This is a genomic window from Variovorax sp. 01T432 (assembly GCF_056398605.1).
Map to the genome: position 1 here is coordinate 75,068 of NZ_JBFTPS010000008.1, position 15,692 is coordinate 90,759.

The window sequence follows — 15,692 nt, forward strand, 5'->3', positions numbered from 1 at the left end:
CCAGCGGCATTGGCTTGACGGACGAGGATGGATGTAGTTCTAGTAATTCGTTTGACATTTCGCATCGGTCCAAGACTTTCCCCTCGAGGGGAATCAGTGCGGTCAGAAGTTGCTGTCAACAAAATTTCCTGAAATTAGTCAAGGTAATGTCTTTGTCAAACTAAAACTTGAAGGCAATTTCTTTGGCAAACATCAAAAACAATTGAAGGCATGGTCACCGAGAAGTCGGGACTGCGCTCCATCGATAGGTCGTGGCGATGTTCGCTGTTGGCACGCTACCGTCATGACGGCGCAGGGCACACAGAACGCAAGGTGAGCGATCCACATGCGCTGAAAGCCGTGTGCCGACCGAGCGAGGTTCGCGTTGCCGAGATCGAACACGACAAGACTTGCCAAATCGTGGGGCGTCGCCTATTTTTATTTTTTTCGAAAGGCTCGGTCATGCTGACGTAGACGAAAACTGAGAGGGGCAGCTCGATTGCGGCGAGCTGCCCCTTTTTGCCTCAGAAGCTTTCCTGGACGGAATGCGCTGTAAATATAGCGCAGAGGGAAGCCTTTTTCCAGTTTTCTCAACGACGTGAGCATGGTCGTGAATGCGCCATGGATGCAGCGACCATCAAATCTGCTCGCGGACGCTCTCCGCTCAAGGCTGCAAGTACTGTTCGCGCCGAAGTACAGAAGCGGGGAAAACGGCCCGGCAACCTCTGCTACTTTTACGGTGCGAAGGTAGATCGGGATTGGGTGGCAAGAAGCTCGCTCGAGCTCGCGGCCATGCTGCACGCCGAGGCCTCCCAGGACATCCTCACGTACAGCTGCGACCTCGATCTGATCTGGTCCGAGCTGTCTTCGGGAGGCTTCCGGGGTTCCAAGCCGGACATGCGGCTTCAGCGCCGCGGAGGTCCGCCCGAGTTGTGGTCAGTGGGCCATCAAGGTGACACGGGCAACGACCCTTGCGTCGAAAAGCAAAGGGAAACGCAGGAAGGTCACGCAAAGGCCGTCGGCTACGCCTGGAAGCGGTACACGGCGGCCGATGCAATGCGAGAGCAGGTGATGCTGATGAACTGGCTCAGCGTCAATCCGGTCCTCCTTCAGTTTCGCCACCTCGAGGTTGACGCGCTGCGCGAGGAGATCTCCAGGCTGGTGATCGCCCGCGATGGCACGACGGTCCGCGACGTCTATGCCGAGATCAGCATGCCACGGGCCCATATCTTCGTCGCATTGATGCGCGCTCATCACCAACGATCGCTCACCGTCGAAATCACCAAGAGAGCGTTTGGCCTGTCCACGGCTGTCATCCCTTGGAGGGACAAATGAGACACACCGCAAGCCGGGAGATCCGCCTCGAAGAGCTGGACCTGCAGCACGCGCCCCTGCCCGACACCGAGATACTGACGCCCAGCAAGAGAGCGAAGTACCACAAGCTTCGGTCCGCCCTGGAGGCTTACTGGGGTGGTATGCCACCCAGGGAGGTGCTGCGTATTCACGGGGTCAGCCGTCAGCGACTCAGCTACCACGAGGATCGCTTTTTCCTGCCGCACGCCGATGGACGCGTCTGGGGGTTCCGCGCGCTGATTTCGGGCACCCGAATCAAGCAGTACGACCGCGAGCAGCCATCGAACGGAGAGACGATCAACGACGGCGCTGGTGCTGCAGGCAGCTTCACCCAGCTTCTGAAAGCCTATCCAACCGCCAAGGCAGTCCTCGACAAGGCAATCGCCAGGCAAGAGGGGAGGGAGCCTGAATCCATCGCGCTCAATCTGGCTGCGCTGCATCGAACGTTCTTAGGCGTACTGCGCCATGAGGGGGTGGGGCCGACCCAGTATCCCCTTTGCACTGTCACATGTGCCTATCAGGCCATGCGCAGCTACGTCCTGGACGGAATCCGAGACCGAGGCACCGGCGCTGCGCGCAATGGGCTTTTTGGACAGGAGGCGAATGATGGTTTGGACGGCGGCAGTGGCAAGACCGGCTGGCTTCAGCCGCTCTTGCCCTGCGACATCGCCTGCTACGACGAGCAACAACTCCCGGCCATCGGCACGGTCACGTTCGAGCACGAAGGCCACCGGTTTGTCCTTCCCATGGAACGCATGTCGCTGTGCGTGCTGGTCTCCCAGCACCCGAAATGCGTCCTTGCATATCACCTCTCCCATCGTTCCCGCGTGTCATCGGCGGATTTCCTCGAGACATTCAACAACCTCTTGACCCCATGGAGCCCGAGGGAGTTCAAGGCGCTGCCAAAGCTCGTTTACAAGGACGGTGCAGGCCTCCCGAACGGCTTGGTCCCGGGCTTTCTCGAGGGTTTACGCATTGCCCTGATCAGGCTGGACAACGATCTAACGCACTACGCCGATGCGATCCTCGTGTACCTGCGGGAGTTGCTGGGCGCCGCGATCGAGTTTGGGAAGGTCGGACGCTGGCTGACAAGGTACGCGGTAGAACAGGTCTTCGCGGCGCTTCAGAAGGAAATATCGCGACTCCCATCGACCACCGGCAGCGGCCCTGCGGATCGCCACGTTCATGACCCGGTCGGCAATGCCGTGAAGTGGAACATCTCGCTCGAGGAACTGTCCGAGCTGGTCGAGGTCATCGTCGCCAACTTCAACGGCGCCCCGCGAAGGGAGTTGTACGGCGCGACGCCCATCGAAGCTCTGCGACGTGAATGGGCGGGCAGGCACGCCGAAGGAAGCGCCATTCCCGGCTACCTGCCGACTTTGGCAGAACACATCCCCTTGCCGGTGGGCATCTGCAAGGTCACGATCCGCGGCAGCGAGAAGAAGGGCGTTCCTCCATACATCGAACTGGATCATGCCAAGTACACGAGCGACCTGCTCCATTGTGCCTGGCACCTGATCGGCACGCCGATGATCGCCCTGCTTCAGAGGGATCATCGCCTGATTCAGATCAGGTACCGCAATGGCTCAAGCTTCGGCCCCGTCAATGTCACAGGACACTGGTCGCACAGCTTTCACGATCGCGCGACGCGACAGGAAATCGTTCGGCTTCACAAGCAGCGGACCATTCAGTACGCTGGCTCGGACGATCCAATCGAAGTCTTTAAGGCCCACAAGATGGAGCAGATGCGCGCCCATGCCAACAGGAACCCAGGCAAGGTCGTGCGGGGGTCCAACAAGGTCCTTTCCACACTGAGCGGCGGCACGCCGATCGGCCCGATTTCGAGCGCGCCCGCGGCACCCGTCGCACCCGCTCACGCTCCGGACACGACCGATCTTTGGACCAGCACTCGGCTGGCAGCGCAGGAGAGTCTGAAATGATCGAGGAACTTGCCTACCGTCAGGCCCACCAGGCCAAACATCCGATCGCCAGACGCAACGGTTATCTGCTCTCGACGACGATGCTCGAAGTCGCCAGGAAGCTCATCTTCACCTGGGTCGAGCTCGGCAAAAGTGGCCTCGCTTTCGCCGGCTCATCGCGGGCGGGGAAGTCGACAGCGCTGCGTGCCATCTCGGCTGCGCTGCGCGACGCATTCCCGGACCTTCTGTTCGTGGACTTCAGTTCCGAAACGCAGACCCCGATGGACCGCTATGAGCGCCTGTTCACCCAGTTCATGGAGCAGCTTGCCAAAGGCAGTTCCCTGCGGCGACGCACCCAAGACTGCCACGCCTTGGCCAATTGCCTGATGTCGATGTGTCGCGACAGCGGTGCCGCCCACTGCGTCGTTCTACTCGACGAGGCCCAGAGGCTGGGCGTGCACCAATGGGAAGCACTCTCCATCCTGTGGAACCGCCTGGAGATGAACAACTTCGGGATGTGCGTCTTCTCCTTCGGCAGCGAGGAACTGCGCCACAAGTCCAAGCTCATCCAGGATGGAGCGGGCTCGCAGGGGGTGGCCGGACGCATCTTCGTGAAGGTGTTCGACTTCGATGGCTTGCGCTCGCGCGACGAGCTCAAGCTGCTTCTGGCGCAATTCGACGAGAAGCTCCAGTTTCCGGATGCGCAATGGCCGTTCACGCGGTATTTCGCTCAGGCGGCTTACGACGGAGGTTGGCGCCTGGCCTGCGAGGCAGACTCGTACTGGCAGGCACTATGCACCCACTCGTGCATTGACAACCTTGGAAACGGACGGGGCATCTGCATGGAGTGGGTGGTCGATCCGATCCACTTTGTCCTGAAAGACTGCCTGAACAACCCGAACTGCATACCCGGAACCACTCCACTGAACTGGGCCCGAGGCCTGGAGTTGCTGTGCCCCAAGAAGATCTATTGAAGCGTTCGATCTGGATCTGGCCAAACTCATACTGGCGGCCTGCGGAAAGCGCCTGGCTGACGGCGCACAAGTTCGGCTTCCTGAACGGGATCGACGGAAGGGTCCTCGGTCGCGTCTTGGCGAGCGTCGACCCAAGCGGGGAGCAAGTACCAAGGAGCGCGCCGGTACGGCTGTTCAACCGCATCGCCGAAGAACGACGATACGGCAACAGGCCCGGCGGGCGGTACGATGTGCTACGGGCTCATACGCTGGACGAGGTCTTCGGGCCACATCGGCGCGAGATCTGCGCGCCCTACCTGCGACTTTGTCCTGTATGCATCGAAAAGTGGTTTCATTCGAGCATCCATCAGATCGAGGGACTGCGAACTTGCCCGCTTCACGGTGTCGACCTCGTTTCGTCCTGTCCAGGCTGCGGAATGAAGATCTTTCTGGACGATACACCCGAGTGCCTGCGGCATCCTCTCTGCTGCCATAGGTGCGGGCGACCCTTCGCGGGCCGCGAGCCCCTGTTTTCAGACCTTTTTGCCGCTGATGAGGACAAGGCTTCGAAGTCGGCAGCTTGCATCCAGAAAGAGATCGCGAGCATCTGTCGATCAAGGTCCGTGTCCGGCGTGGATGCGAGCAGAGCACTCCCAGGGGGCGATGCCGCTTACTTCGAAGTCCTGTTTGCTGGAACGCCTGTACGGCAACGGCTGGAAACGGCGAATGATTCGAGATGGCTAAAGGTTCAAGTGCATGAGGTGCCCTTGCTGCCCGTCCGACGAGCGACCTTGAGATCCGACTTCGCTGCAGCCGTCGCCTGGCTTCGTTCGATCGGGCGGCATCTCGCAAGGCGAGTGCAAGGTCACTGCGGGCATCGTCAGCCGAAGCCACTTCTCATCGATCGCGGTGAATGTGAATTTGTCGAACCTTGCTGGCTCAGCACCGGCGTCCCGATCGGCTCCGCGACGGGAAAGCCCGGTCTTTGCGCATGCTGCCTCGTACTGGCGCGCTGGCGCGTTTCGTTCTCGCTCGTCTTCCACATGTATGAAAGATATCGGACAGGTGCTTGGATGGGCGCGGATGAAGCGAAAGCGTGCCTTGAAGAGGCGTCGACTGCGCTGGCGGTGTTCTCGCTTTGTGTGGTTCAGACTGCCCATGCGATCGGGCTGGATCTTTCGGCCGCAGGCAATCCCGATGGCCGCGTGCAGAACGACGAATTGACGGACTGTCTTCAAGTCTGGCCACCTCTTTCCTGGTCCATCCCGCGCAGGGAGGACAAACAAGTCCTTCACGTCGCAGGGTACAGCGCCGCTCGGGTAGATGATCTTCTAGCCAGACTGGCGAGGGTCAGCCTGCGGCCACAAGCCCTCCAATTGACGATCTCCCTTGGATCGACATTGACTTCTACGTGGGGGCAGTGCATTGCGGAACACAAGTTGAAGCTCACTCGTTGAACGCTCAGCAAGGCGCTGGGGTCCTCTTCATCGTGTCGCGGCGCCTCCCCGATCACGCCCGTCGTCGAAGTCCACGAGATGGCCATGCAGGACAACGTCATGAAGATGCGTCAGATCCGCGCCGTGGAACTGCCTGCCGGAAAGACGGTCGAGTTCAAGCCGGGCGGCTACCACGTCATGCTCATGGACCTCAAGGAGCAGGTCAAGGCCGGCGATACGATCCCCATGACCCTGGTGTTCGAGGGCAAGAACGGCAAGCGTCAGTCGATGGAGGTCAAGGCCCTCGTTCGGCCGCTGGGTGCAAATGGCGACAAGCCTGCAGCAGATTCACGCAAGCATTGACGTCGAGACGCGGTTGATCCGGCGATAATTCCGAGATGCCCTCCTTGCGCCGCATCCACCTCCTGCATCGACTGGTGCTCGCGTGGTTCATGCTGTCGCTGGGCGTCGCCATCGCGTCTCCGATGGTTCACCCGAAGTCGATGCAGTTCGTCTGTTCGGCCAGCGGTGCCGTGATGGTCAGCTTTCAGGCCGACGATGGCGACCGCGAGACGCAGTTCTCTGCGGCCGACTGCCCGCTGTGCGCTGCAGTGGGCGCACCGCCGCCCGTGGCGGCCAGCAAGATCTCCATGCCGCTGCCGCTGGGCCGCGCGCTCCAATCGATTCCGGCGGCTCGGCTAGCCGCCGCGACGGCCTCGCCCTTGCCCGCGCGCGGGCCGCCCGCTCTTCTCTGATTCTGTCCCCCTTGTAGTTCTTCGCTCGGGCCGCCGGTCCGAGTGGAGCCGTCATCGACAGCGCCGCATGCGCCCGCCATCCAGCGTGGCCCCCGGCGGCACAGGTGTCCTTTCGGATGCCGTTCAAGAGAGATCCATGTTCCATCGCCCCCGTCTCGCGCGTGCAACGCGCGTCAAGAATCCGCCCTTCACGCTCTCTGGCGCGACCCTCGGCGTCCTTTCCCTTCTGCTTGCAGCCTCAGGCACGGCGAGCGCCCAGAACGCCTCGGGGACGTTGACCCAGGTCGATGTCGTCGAGGAGGCGACTTCGGCCAACGGGCGCCTCGACCTCGACACGCCCGCCGAAACAGGCAGTCGCCTCGGGCTCACGCCGCGCGAGACGCCCGGATCGATCACCATCGTGGACCGTGCCGCGATCGACGCTCGCGGCGCGCAAGACACGCAGGAAATCCTGCGTGGTGTCCCGGGCATCACCGCGCACAACGCGCCGGGCAACATCGGCGTGAGCTACCGCGGGTTCGGAACCGGCTCGATCAGCCAGCTGTTCAATGGCATCAACGTCCAGTACTCGATTGCGGCGCGGCCGGTGGACAGCTGGATCTACGACCGTGTCGAAGTCCTTGGCGGGCCGTCGAGCTTCCTGTTCGGCTCGGGCGCCGTGGGCGGCTCGATCAACTACATCACCAAGCTTGCCCAGCGTGCCGACATCAGCGAGGCACAGCTTCGCGTGGGCACCGAGAACCTCGTGGAAGGCTCCGTCGGGCTGAACCGGCGCATCGCGGGCGACGGCGGCGCGGGCAGCCACTACTTGCGCATCGACGCGAACCACCGCGACAGCGACGGCTGGACCGACGGTACCGGCTCCAAGTCGACGCAGGTCGCCACGTCGCTGCTGTCCGACTTCGGTGGCGGGTTCACCCACACGCTGGCCTACGAGTACCAGAAGGAAAAGGTCGATCGGCCCTATTGGGGGACGCCGGTACTCAACCCGATCGCCGGCACCCAGCGCGTCGATCCCGGCATCCGCTTCAAGAACTACAACAGCGCGGACGGCCTCTACGAGCAGGAAGTCCAGTGGCTGCGCTCGATCGCCGATTGGCGCATCAACGATGCCTTCCAGATTCGCAACACCTTCTACGCCTACGACGCGCTGCGCGACTACCGCAACGTCGAGACCTACCGGTACAACCCCACGAACACGGCGGTGATCCGCTCGAGCGCACTCCTGCAGCGCCATGACCAGGACCTGGTCGGGGACCGCATCGAAGGCATCTATCGAGGCCAGCTCGGCGGCACGCGCAGCGACTGGTCGTTCGGCCTGGACTACAGCGTCAACAAGCAGACGCGCTTCCCGAACAGCGGGACCACCACGGTCAGCACGGTGAACCCGTATTTCTTCACGACCGGCAACTTCACCCAGGAGACCGGCATTCCTCGCATCTTCGTTCCGGACCGCGACAACGAGGTCACGACCACGGCTGTGTTCGTCGAGAACCGCACGGCGCTGGTGCCGACGGTCAACCTCGTGACGGCCTTGCGCCATGAGCGCATCGACCTCGACCTGACCAATCGCCGCGCGGTGACAGCGGCCAACCCGGCCAGCTTCAGCCGCAGCTACGAGCCGACGACGGGTCGGATCGGCGTCGTCTGGGATGTCGCGCCCGGCGCCAATCTGTATGCGCAGTACGCCACCGCGGCCGACCCGCCTTCGGGCATCCTGACCACGGCCTCATTCGCAGACGTTCGCAACAACAGCGAACTGACGACCGGCCGCCAGGTGGAGATCGGCAGCAAGCTCGACTTCTGGGAGAAGAAGGGCAACGCGACCCTGGCGCTCTACAACATCGAGCGCCAGAACATCGCCACGCAGGACCCGAACAACAGCGCGCTGACGGTGCTGGTCGGCGAGCAGTCCTCCAAGGGGGTCGAGTTGGCCGTCGGACTGCAGCCGACGCCGCAATGGTCGATCCAGGCGAATGCGGCCTATGTTGACGCCCAGTACGATCGGTTCAACCAGGGCGGCGTCTCGCTGGCGGGCAAGACACCCACCAACACGCCGTCCACTGTGGCCAACCTCTGGGTTTCCTACGCGTTCACCCCCAAGCTGGAAGGCAGCGTCGGCCTGCGCTATGTGGGGCAGGTCTACGCGGACGCGGCCAACACCCTGACCTGGCCCTCCTACACGCTGGTCGACCTGGCGCTGAGCTGGCAGGTCAACAAGTCGGTGGCGCTGATCGGCCGCGTGCGCAACGCGACCGACAAGCTGTATGCCTCCAACATCGCCAGCGCGACCCAGGTGTACCTGGGCGCGCCGCGCACGGCCGACGTCACGCTGCGCGTCGCCTTCTGAGGGCGCTCCCATGCTGCACGCCAAGCGATGGCTGTTCCTGATCCACCGCTGGCTCGGGATCGTCGTCTGCGCCTTCTTCGCGATGTGGTTCGTCTCGGGCGTGGTGATGATGTACGTGGGCTATCCCAAGCTCACGGCCGCCGAGCGGCTGGAACATCTGCCGCCGCTGGATCCGGCAGCGGCTCTTCTCGGCCCACGGGAGGCACTCGACGCCGCCGGCCTCCATGGCCCACTGCAAGAGTTCCGACTGGCGGCAGCGAGCGGGGGGAGACCGGTGTACCTGGCGGTTCCGCTGCCCGACAAAGCCGCAGTCCAGGCCGGTCAGCGGCGACGCTCGCCGGGCGCCGGGACGGTGGTCATCGACGCTGGCTCGGGCGTGGTGCTGAACGGCGTCGACAGCGCCCGCGCCCTGGCGAGCGCCGTGGCGTTCGCCGGGCCGGGCATTTCGATGGCCTACGAGGGCACCATCGGCGAGGACGCCTTCACCCATTCGAGGGGGCTCGACAGCCACCGGCCGCTGCACCGGGTGCAGCTGGACGACCCCGCCGGGACCCTGCTCTACGTGTCGGGTACGACGGGCGAGGTGGTCCGCGATGCGCCGCGTGCCGAGCGCCTTTGGAACTACGCGGGCGCGTGGATCCACTGGCTGTATCCGTTCCGGGGCAACTTCTTCGACCCCTTCTGGGCCGACATCGTCAACTGGCTGTCGATCGTCGGCATCGCGGTCACGCTCACCGGGACCGTCGTCGGCATCATGCGCTGGCGCTTCAAGGGCACGTACAAGCGGGGGTCGCACTCTCCCTATCAGGGCTTCATGATGCGGTGGCATCACATCACGGGATTGCTGTTCGCGGCCATCACGCTGACCTGGATCTTCAGCGGCCTGATGTCGATGAACCCCTGGCGGATCTTTGACAACGGCGCGCCCGCGCTGCGTACAGAAGCGATGGCAGGGGGGAGCTTGGTGATTGACTCCGATGCCGCGCCGCCGGCGGCGTTGATGGCCGACTTGCCGCGCGGGGTCCGCGAGCTACGCTGGACGATGGCCGAAGGGCGCAACTTCGTCCTGGCAAGCGGCCCGACTGGCAGGCCGGCGGTACTTGATGCAGTCAACGGCCACGCCCATGCGATCGACACCGGGCAGCTCGGCGCCGCCGTCGCGCGCCTGCTGCCGGACCCAGTCGCACGAATCGAAGTTTTGAACGCCTACGACACCTACTACTACGAGCGGGACGCCCACACGATGACCGGTGGCGGCGAGAAGCCGTTGCCGGTCTGGCGCGTGGTCTTTGCGGACGCGCATGACACCTGGGTGCACGTTGATCCGCATACCGGGGCGGTGCTGGGTCGCACCGACAGCGGTCGCCGCTGGAGCCGCTGGCTGTTCGCGATGCTGCACAGCTGGGACTGGCTGCCGCTGCTGGAGCGGCGTCCGCTGTGGGACATCGTCCTCGTCGTCCTGAGCATCGGCGGCGCCGCACTCAGCCTCACTGGCGTAGTCATCGGCTGGCGACGACTCGGGCGCAAACTGCGGACGACACGCCGCTCGTCTCGCGCAAGGCCGTTCGGGCACTTTTCTGAACGCCCACATTCGAATCGTTGATCGTGTCTGACTGCTTTTCCCCGCCGTCATCGACCGCTGCGCCGCGCCGGCGACCTGGCCATCTCGGTCGGGATCCTCAGCGAGACGATCCAGCGATTCGAATATGTTCTTGGCAATGCGTTGCGCAGCGGCGCTGAGCGGCGGGATAATTGCCGCATGTTGATCCTGCGCCGCGCTCGCAGCTTCGCCAGTCTTGTACTGGCTTGGTTCGTGCTGTCGCTCGGGGTCGCGGCGGCTTCGCCAATCCTTCATCCGCATGCTGCGGAACTGGTCTGCGCCGGCGGTGAAATCAAGGTGGTCGTGCAAACCGACGACGGTTTCCAGGAGATCGACGCCGCACACCCGACTTGCCCACTCTGCATGCCGTCCGCCGCGCTGCCCCTCATGGCCGCCGTCACCATGCCGGCAGTCCTTCCGCTAGCCCATGCGGTGCACCCCATCCCGGCGGCGCGTATCGCCGCGGCCACTGCAGCGCCCTTGCCAGCGCGCGGGCCCCCGCACCTCCTCTGAGCTTCTGTCATTGAGCTCGCCTTGCGCCCGCCACGGGCATTGGCGTTGATCTCGTCTGGCGATTCAGCGGCGCCCTTGGGCGGCGCTGAGTGGCGCTGACCCAATCACCACACGACCGTGCTGTCGCTCGCCCCGGCGCTGGCAAAACTGACCCGACTGTCGGTTGCTTGCCTCCAGCGGAAGACGCATGCCTGGCCCACAGACGTTGATCAAAGAGATCAACTTGGAGATCTGACCATGAACCACACGAATAGAAGAAAAGAGTCCACCGCCTGGCATCAGCAATTGCAGTGCCAGTGCTCCATCGATGATCCGGACAATTGGCCGATTGAATCGGACAGGCTTCACACCATTGCGTGCTCCATCATCCTGGAAGCTCTGACGACCAACGACCTTGAGATTCCCGGTGAAGCGGCATTCGTCTGCCGTGAAGGCCACCGCTTTCTGCTGTTGCTCGGCAGGGACGACGAACAGGTGTTCGCCGTCTTCGAGTTGAACTTTGCGGCAAGGGACAGATGCACCGCGCGCTCGCTGTCGGCGCAGGAAACGCACGCGGTTTTCTTTGACGCCGAAGAGTACCTTCACTAGATCGGCAGATCTGTGTCGCGCGAGCCCGTTGGCGATACGAAGATCGTATGCGACGGGCGGCGTTGTCATCATCTCGGCGCGATCTCGTGGACCGAAGGGCGCACGCGCCGAGATTCAATACGGCGAGTAGACACGCTTGCGGACGACGCCTGGTACGGGCAAGCGGTGAACGAGAAGCCAAGGTCGCTGATCGCTTCGCAGCGGCGGTAGCCCTGCGGCATGGCCCACAGCAAGGGGTAGAGGCGCGCAGATTCACTGGAGTAGCTTCGAATGGAATCCCAACTCGGCCTGATTCAGGTATGGCAACAGGGCGACTTCGTCACCAGGGCCGTGGCGTTGCTGCTGATCGGCATGTCGCTCGCTTCCTGGATCGTGATCCTGATCAAGGCAATCGACCTCATCCGATACAAGCGGTTCGCCCGGCAATCGCAGGATTTCTGGCACAACTCGGACTTCGCCGCCGCCCTCGACAAGCTCGGCAAGGACGAGGGCAACCCGTTTCGCGTACTGGCCCTGGAGGGTCGCGAAGCGGCGGCACACTATCGCAGCATCAAGACTCAGCTGCACGATGCGCTCGACGTCAGCGACTGGATCACCCGCGCGCTGCGCAACGGCATCGACGAGTTCACCGCGCGCTTGCAGACCGGTCTGGCGATCCTCGCATCGGTTGGTTCAACCGCGCCTTTCATCGGCCTGTTCGGCACCGTCTGGGGCATCTACCACGCGCTCATGAGCATCGGTTCCGCCGGTCAGGCGACCATCGACAAGGTGGCCGGCCCGATCGGCGAGGCGCTGATCATGACCGCGCTCGGCCTGGCGGTCGCCATTCCCGCGGTGCTGGGCTACAACGCGCTGGTGCGTGGCAACAAGTTCGTGCTGACCAAGCTCAACAGCTTCGCGCACGACCTGCATGCCTACTTCGTGACCGGCGCCCGCGTCCAGAGCGGCGGCGAAGCCACCGTCGTTCCGCTCAAGAAAGTCTGACCGTCCATGGCATTCTGAACACAGGACGCACCTCACGCGGCCACGCGGTCATGAACGCGTGGCGAAGGCGATGTCGGCGGCCCGCGAAGCCTGCGTGCGCAACATCGGCTTCGTAACCGGGCCGGACTTGAGGTGGCTTGCTGGCCTGGATCAGCGCGAGACCGGAATCTCGAAGACGAGCGTCGAGAACTGGCTTTCCCAGTCGCCCTTGGACGCATCGACCGCTACCAGGTCGGTTGCGCTCAACATCCATCGACCTGCCTGAGGAGACTTGAAGATCGCGCGCCCGCTCGCATCGGTGCGCTGGCGTTGGATCGGCCCGTCGTGCTCGCCCGTGAGCGCGATCGAGAGCCCCTCCCGCGGCTTGCCATCGAACAACACGAGCACGGGCAGTGATCCGTCCGAGGGTGTCGCAGTCGGATCCTTCAAGACCACCAGCTCGAGTTTCAGGCCGACGGGTGCTGCCGCAGTGCTGGGACCCTCCTTGAGCGTGCCGGGCACCATCACCTTGGCGTTCTTGGTGTAGGTCTCGCTCCATCGCCGCGGGGGCTTGGCAGCTGCCCAGGCGCCTCGCACCGTTGACGAGGCGTCGATCTCGTCCAGGTAGTGCGCCACGGTCGACTCGTCCAACTCCAGCGTGCGTGACTCGAGTTGCACCCAGCAGGTGACCGGATCGCTCGTCGGAGTCTTCGTGATCAGACGCAATGCCTTCGGCTCGCGCTTGGCATGCTTGAGCGGGATGATGTCTGCTCCTTGTCGACAGGCCGAAGTCTCGATCCGGCGGGGGGCGATCAAGGATCCCAGAGTCGGAAAGCGCTCGCCCGATGTCATCAGAAATTCGAGCGAAGTGCCCGCCCGCACCGCTCGTTGCTCGGCCGCCAGCCAGGTGTCGTGTGCCCATACAGCCATGCTCGAAAGCGCCAAGCTGATGGCCGCTGCCACCCTGAGCACACGCCGCTGCACACTCTTCGGTCCCGTTCCAATATCCATGCACAATCCTTGAAGCCGACATTTGAAGCGTGCATTAGACCAAGTCCGCTCGGACGACGCCGCGGACTTTGGCGCAGGGTACAGCTCGGCGGCCGTGACGAATCAGGCAGGCATTTCGGCCGAAGCAAGGGCCTGCTCGAGATCTGCGACAAGCTGATCCACGGGCTCGACCCCTACCGACAGCCGCACGATGCCGCCGACGATCTGGCAAAACTGCCGCCTGGCCTGTTCGGCCTCTGGGTAATAGGCGGCCAGGCTATGCACCCCGCCCCAGCTCGCGCCGATCTGGAACACCTCGAGGGCGCCGAAGAAGCGGCTGATCTGCTCCGTCGACTGGAACTGCGGTACGAAAGAAAGGACGCACCCACCCCCCTGGAACGAGGCCGCCCAGCGGTTGTGACCGCGATCACCTGGCCGGGGAGGGAACAGGACGGCTTCGACCCGTTCATCGGCGGACAGATGCGAGGCGATCTCGAGGGCGGAGGCGCATTGATGTGCGTAGCGCAGCTGCAAGGTTTCCAGGCCCCGCAGGGCAAGAAAGCAATCGTCGGGACTCACGGCCTGGCCCAGCACGCTCTGGGCGGTCCGAAATTTCTCGTACAGGCCGCGGCTGTCGGTGGCGATGGAGCCAAGGAGCAGGTCCGAGTGACCGCTGAGAAGCTTGGAGGCCGCTTCCACCACTACGTCGACACCGGCCGGTACACCCTGGAAGCCGAGCGGCGAAGCCCAGCTGTTGTCGAGCACGGTCAGGATGCCTGCGGTCCGAGCGACCTTCACGATGGCTGGAATATCCTGCATCTCCATGGTGATCGACCCAGGCGATTCCATGAAGATCACCTTGGTGTTGGGCTTGACCAGCGATGCGATCTCCTCGCCCGTCGCCGGGTCGTAGGTTTCGGACTCGATGCCGAAACGCTGCAGGTAGTCGCGCGCAAAGGTGCGCAGCGGACCGTAGGCGGAGTCGGCAATCAGCACGTGGTCGCCAGCGCTCAGAAGCGCGAGACCTACGAGGCAAAGGGCCGCCTGGCCGGATGGCGCCGCGACACAGAAGCTGGCGCCCTCCAGTGCCGCGATGCGTTCCTCCAATGCGCGTGTCGTCGGCGTGCCTGTGACGCCGTAGGTGTAGCCGTCGAACAGGCGCTCCTTGCGCGTCGTGAAGTCTGCGATGTTGTCGAACAGCACCGTCGACGCACGCCACACGGCCGGAGACAGGCTCCGGAATCCATCGATTCCCTTGTCCAAAGTTCAGCTCCTTTTTCTCTTGTTTGCTCTACTCTGTCGGCGCCCGCAATCACTCGGGCTTGATACCGAGCTCAGCTGTGACCCTGGCCCACTTCGCCACCTCGGCGCGCACGAATGCCATGGTGTCGTCCGGCGCCTTGCTGCCCAGGTTGATGGCGAGGCTGGAGATGCGGTCTTGCACACGTTTGTCGTTCAAGGACGCGGCAGTGGCGCGGTTCAGGGCGTCGATGATCGGCTTGGGCGTCTTGGCCGGAACCACCAGCGCCCACCATTGCCCGAAATCCATGCGGTTGAGCCGCAGTTCGCTCGCGCACGGCGTGTTGGGCAGTTGGGGAATGCGGCGATTGCCCGAGACCATGAGCGGCACGATCTTTCCTGCGCCGAGCAGGGCGCTTCCACTTGCGAGGGTGCAGAAATGCCCCCTGACGATCCTCGATGCGACATCCGTGAGCGCCGGGGCGGACCCCTTGTAGGGAATCAGGTCGAGCGGGATTCTTGTTTCCTTCGAGAACAGGCCGGCTGCCAGGTGGCTGATGCTGCCATTGCCGCTGGTGGCGATGGCGAACGGCTCTGGAGATTTCTGCGCATCGGAGATGAACTTCTGAAATTGCCCTTCCTTGTAGGTCTCGGCATCGACAAAAAGAATCAACGGCGATTCACCCAGCATCGATATGGCGGCGGTGTCGTTCAGGATGTCATACGACATCTTTTGGAAGACCGAGGGCGCGATGGCATGCGCCAACTCGATGACGGCGGCGGTATAGCCGTCCGCGGGCGATTTGGTCATGGCCTCGATACCCAATCGACCCGACGCGCCCGGCCGGTTATCGACAACCACCGGCTTTCCAAGAGCTTCTCCGAGATTTTGTCCCACGGCGCGTGCGAGAAGATCGGTGCTGCCGCCGGCCGACCAGGGAACGATGAGTTTGATCGCCCGGTCCGGATAGGGCGCGTTCGCCCACGTCAGACCCTGCGGCACCAGCGCGCCGAGAGCGGCGCCACCGAGGCCCATCAGTACTTTTCGGCGGTG

General features: G+C 63.4%; 14 protein-coding genes and 1 pseudogene. 12 read left to right on the forward strand and 3 right to left on the reverse strand.

Annotated features, from left to right (window positions below):
* The first annotated feature begins 210 nt into the window (after positions 1 to 210).
* From AC1DNF_RS08995 to AC1DNF_RS09050, 12 genes and pseudogenes are all read left to right on the forward strand, one after another.
* A complete protein-coding gene (locus AC1DNF_RS08995) occupies positions 211 to 453 on the forward strand; it encodes a hypothetical protein (protein WP_478148225.1) in 243 nt (80 codons plus the stop codon).
* A gap of 147 nt (positions 454 to 600) precedes the next feature.
* Positions 601 to 1,314, forward strand: a complete 714-nt coding sequence (locus AC1DNF_RS09000) for a hypothetical protein (RefSeq protein ID WP_478148226.1) — start codon at positions 601 to 603, stop codon at positions 1,312 to 1,314.
* Positions 1,311 to 3,272 carry a hypothetical protein gene (locus tag AC1DNF_RS09005; RefSeq protein ID WP_478148227.1) on the forward strand — a complete coding sequence of 654 codons (1,962 nt, stop codon included), beginning with the start codon at positions 1,311 to 1,313 and terminating at the stop codon, positions 3,270 to 3,272. Before AC1DNF_RS09000 ends, AC1DNF_RS09005 begins: the two co-directional genes overlap by 4 nt.
* Positions 3,230 to 4,225 (forward strand): ATP-binding protein, encoded by a 996-nt coding sequence (locus tag AC1DNF_RS09010; RefSeq protein ID WP_478148228.1) that lies wholly within the window; start codon positions 3,230 to 3,232, stop codon positions 4,223 to 4,225. The genes AC1DNF_RS09005 and AC1DNF_RS09010 overlap by 43 nt, the downstream gene beginning before the upstream one ends.
* On the forward strand, positions 4,222 to 5,661 hold the full coding sequence (locus AC1DNF_RS09015) for a hypothetical protein (RefSeq protein ID WP_478148229.1): 1,440 nt from the start codon (positions 4,222 to 4,224) through the stop codon (positions 5,659 to 5,661). Before AC1DNF_RS09010 ends, AC1DNF_RS09015 begins: the two co-directional genes overlap by 4 nt.
* 42 nt (positions 5,662 to 5,703) lie before the next feature.
* Positions 5,704 to 6,003: pseudogene (locus AC1DNF_RS09020) on the forward strand (copper chaperone PCu(A)C); the annotation flags it as partial.
* A gap of 35 nt (positions 6,004 to 6,038) precedes the next feature.
* On the forward strand, positions 6,039 to 6,395 hold the full coding sequence (locus AC1DNF_RS09025) for a DUF2946 family protein (RefSeq protein ID WP_478148230.1): 357 nt from the start codon (positions 6,039 to 6,041) through the stop codon (positions 6,393 to 6,395).
* Positions 6,396 to 6,531: 136 nt separating this feature from the next.
* Positions 6,532 to 8,745, forward strand: coding sequence for a TonB-dependent receptor (locus AC1DNF_RS09030; protein WP_478148231.1), 2,214 nt, complete (start codon positions 6,532 to 6,534; stop codon positions 8,743 to 8,745).
* Positions 8,746 to 8,755: 10 nt separating this feature from the next.
* Positions 8,756 to 10,348 (forward strand): PepSY domain-containing protein, encoded by a 1,593-nt coding sequence (locus AC1DNF_RS09035; protein WP_478148232.1) that lies wholly within the window; start codon positions 8,756 to 8,758, stop codon positions 10,346 to 10,348.
* 156 nt (positions 10,349 to 10,504) lie between these two features.
* Positions 10,505 to 10,858, forward strand: coding sequence for a hypothetical protein (locus tag AC1DNF_RS09040; protein ID WP_478148233.1), 354 nt, complete (start codon positions 10,505 to 10,507; stop codon positions 10,856 to 10,858).
* Positions 10,859 to 11,095: 237 nt separating this feature from the next.
* Positions 11,096 to 11,446, forward strand: coding sequence for a hypothetical protein (locus AC1DNF_RS09045; protein ID WP_478148234.1), 351 nt, complete (start codon positions 11,096 to 11,098; stop codon positions 11,444 to 11,446).
* Positions 11,447 to 11,716: 270 nt separating this feature from the next.
* Positions 11,717 to 12,430, forward strand: coding sequence for a MotA/TolQ/ExbB proton channel family protein (locus AC1DNF_RS09050; protein WP_478148235.1), 714 nt, complete (start codon positions 11,717 to 11,719; stop codon positions 12,428 to 12,430).
* A 150-nt stretch (positions 12,431 to 12,580) separates the two neighbouring features.
* Here AC1DNF_RS09050 and AC1DNF_RS09055 read toward each other — a convergent pair whose 3' ends face one another.
* The 3 genes from AC1DNF_RS09055 to AC1DNF_RS09065 all read right to left on the reverse strand — a co-directional run bounded on the left by AC1DNF_RS09055 (position 12,581) and on the right by AC1DNF_RS09065 (position 15,674).
* Entirely contained in the window at positions 12,581 to 13,420 is an 840-nt protein-coding gene (locus AC1DNF_RS09055) for a DUF4198 domain-containing protein (RefSeq protein ID WP_478148236.1), read from the reverse strand.
* 102 nt (positions 13,421 to 13,522) lie between these two features.
* Complete coding sequence (locus AC1DNF_RS09060) at positions 13,523 to 14,662, reverse strand: trans-sulfuration enzyme family protein (RefSeq protein WP_478148237.1); 1,140 nt, start codon at positions 14,660 to 14,662, stop codon at positions 13,523 to 13,525.
* A 49-nt stretch (positions 14,663 to 14,711) separates the two neighbouring features.
* Positions 14,712 to 15,674, reverse strand: coding sequence for a tripartite tricarboxylate transporter substrate-binding protein (locus AC1DNF_RS09065; RefSeq protein WP_478148238.1), 963 nt, complete (start codon positions 15,672 to 15,674; stop codon positions 14,712 to 14,714).
* Positions 15,675 to 15,692: the final 18 nt, after the last annotated feature.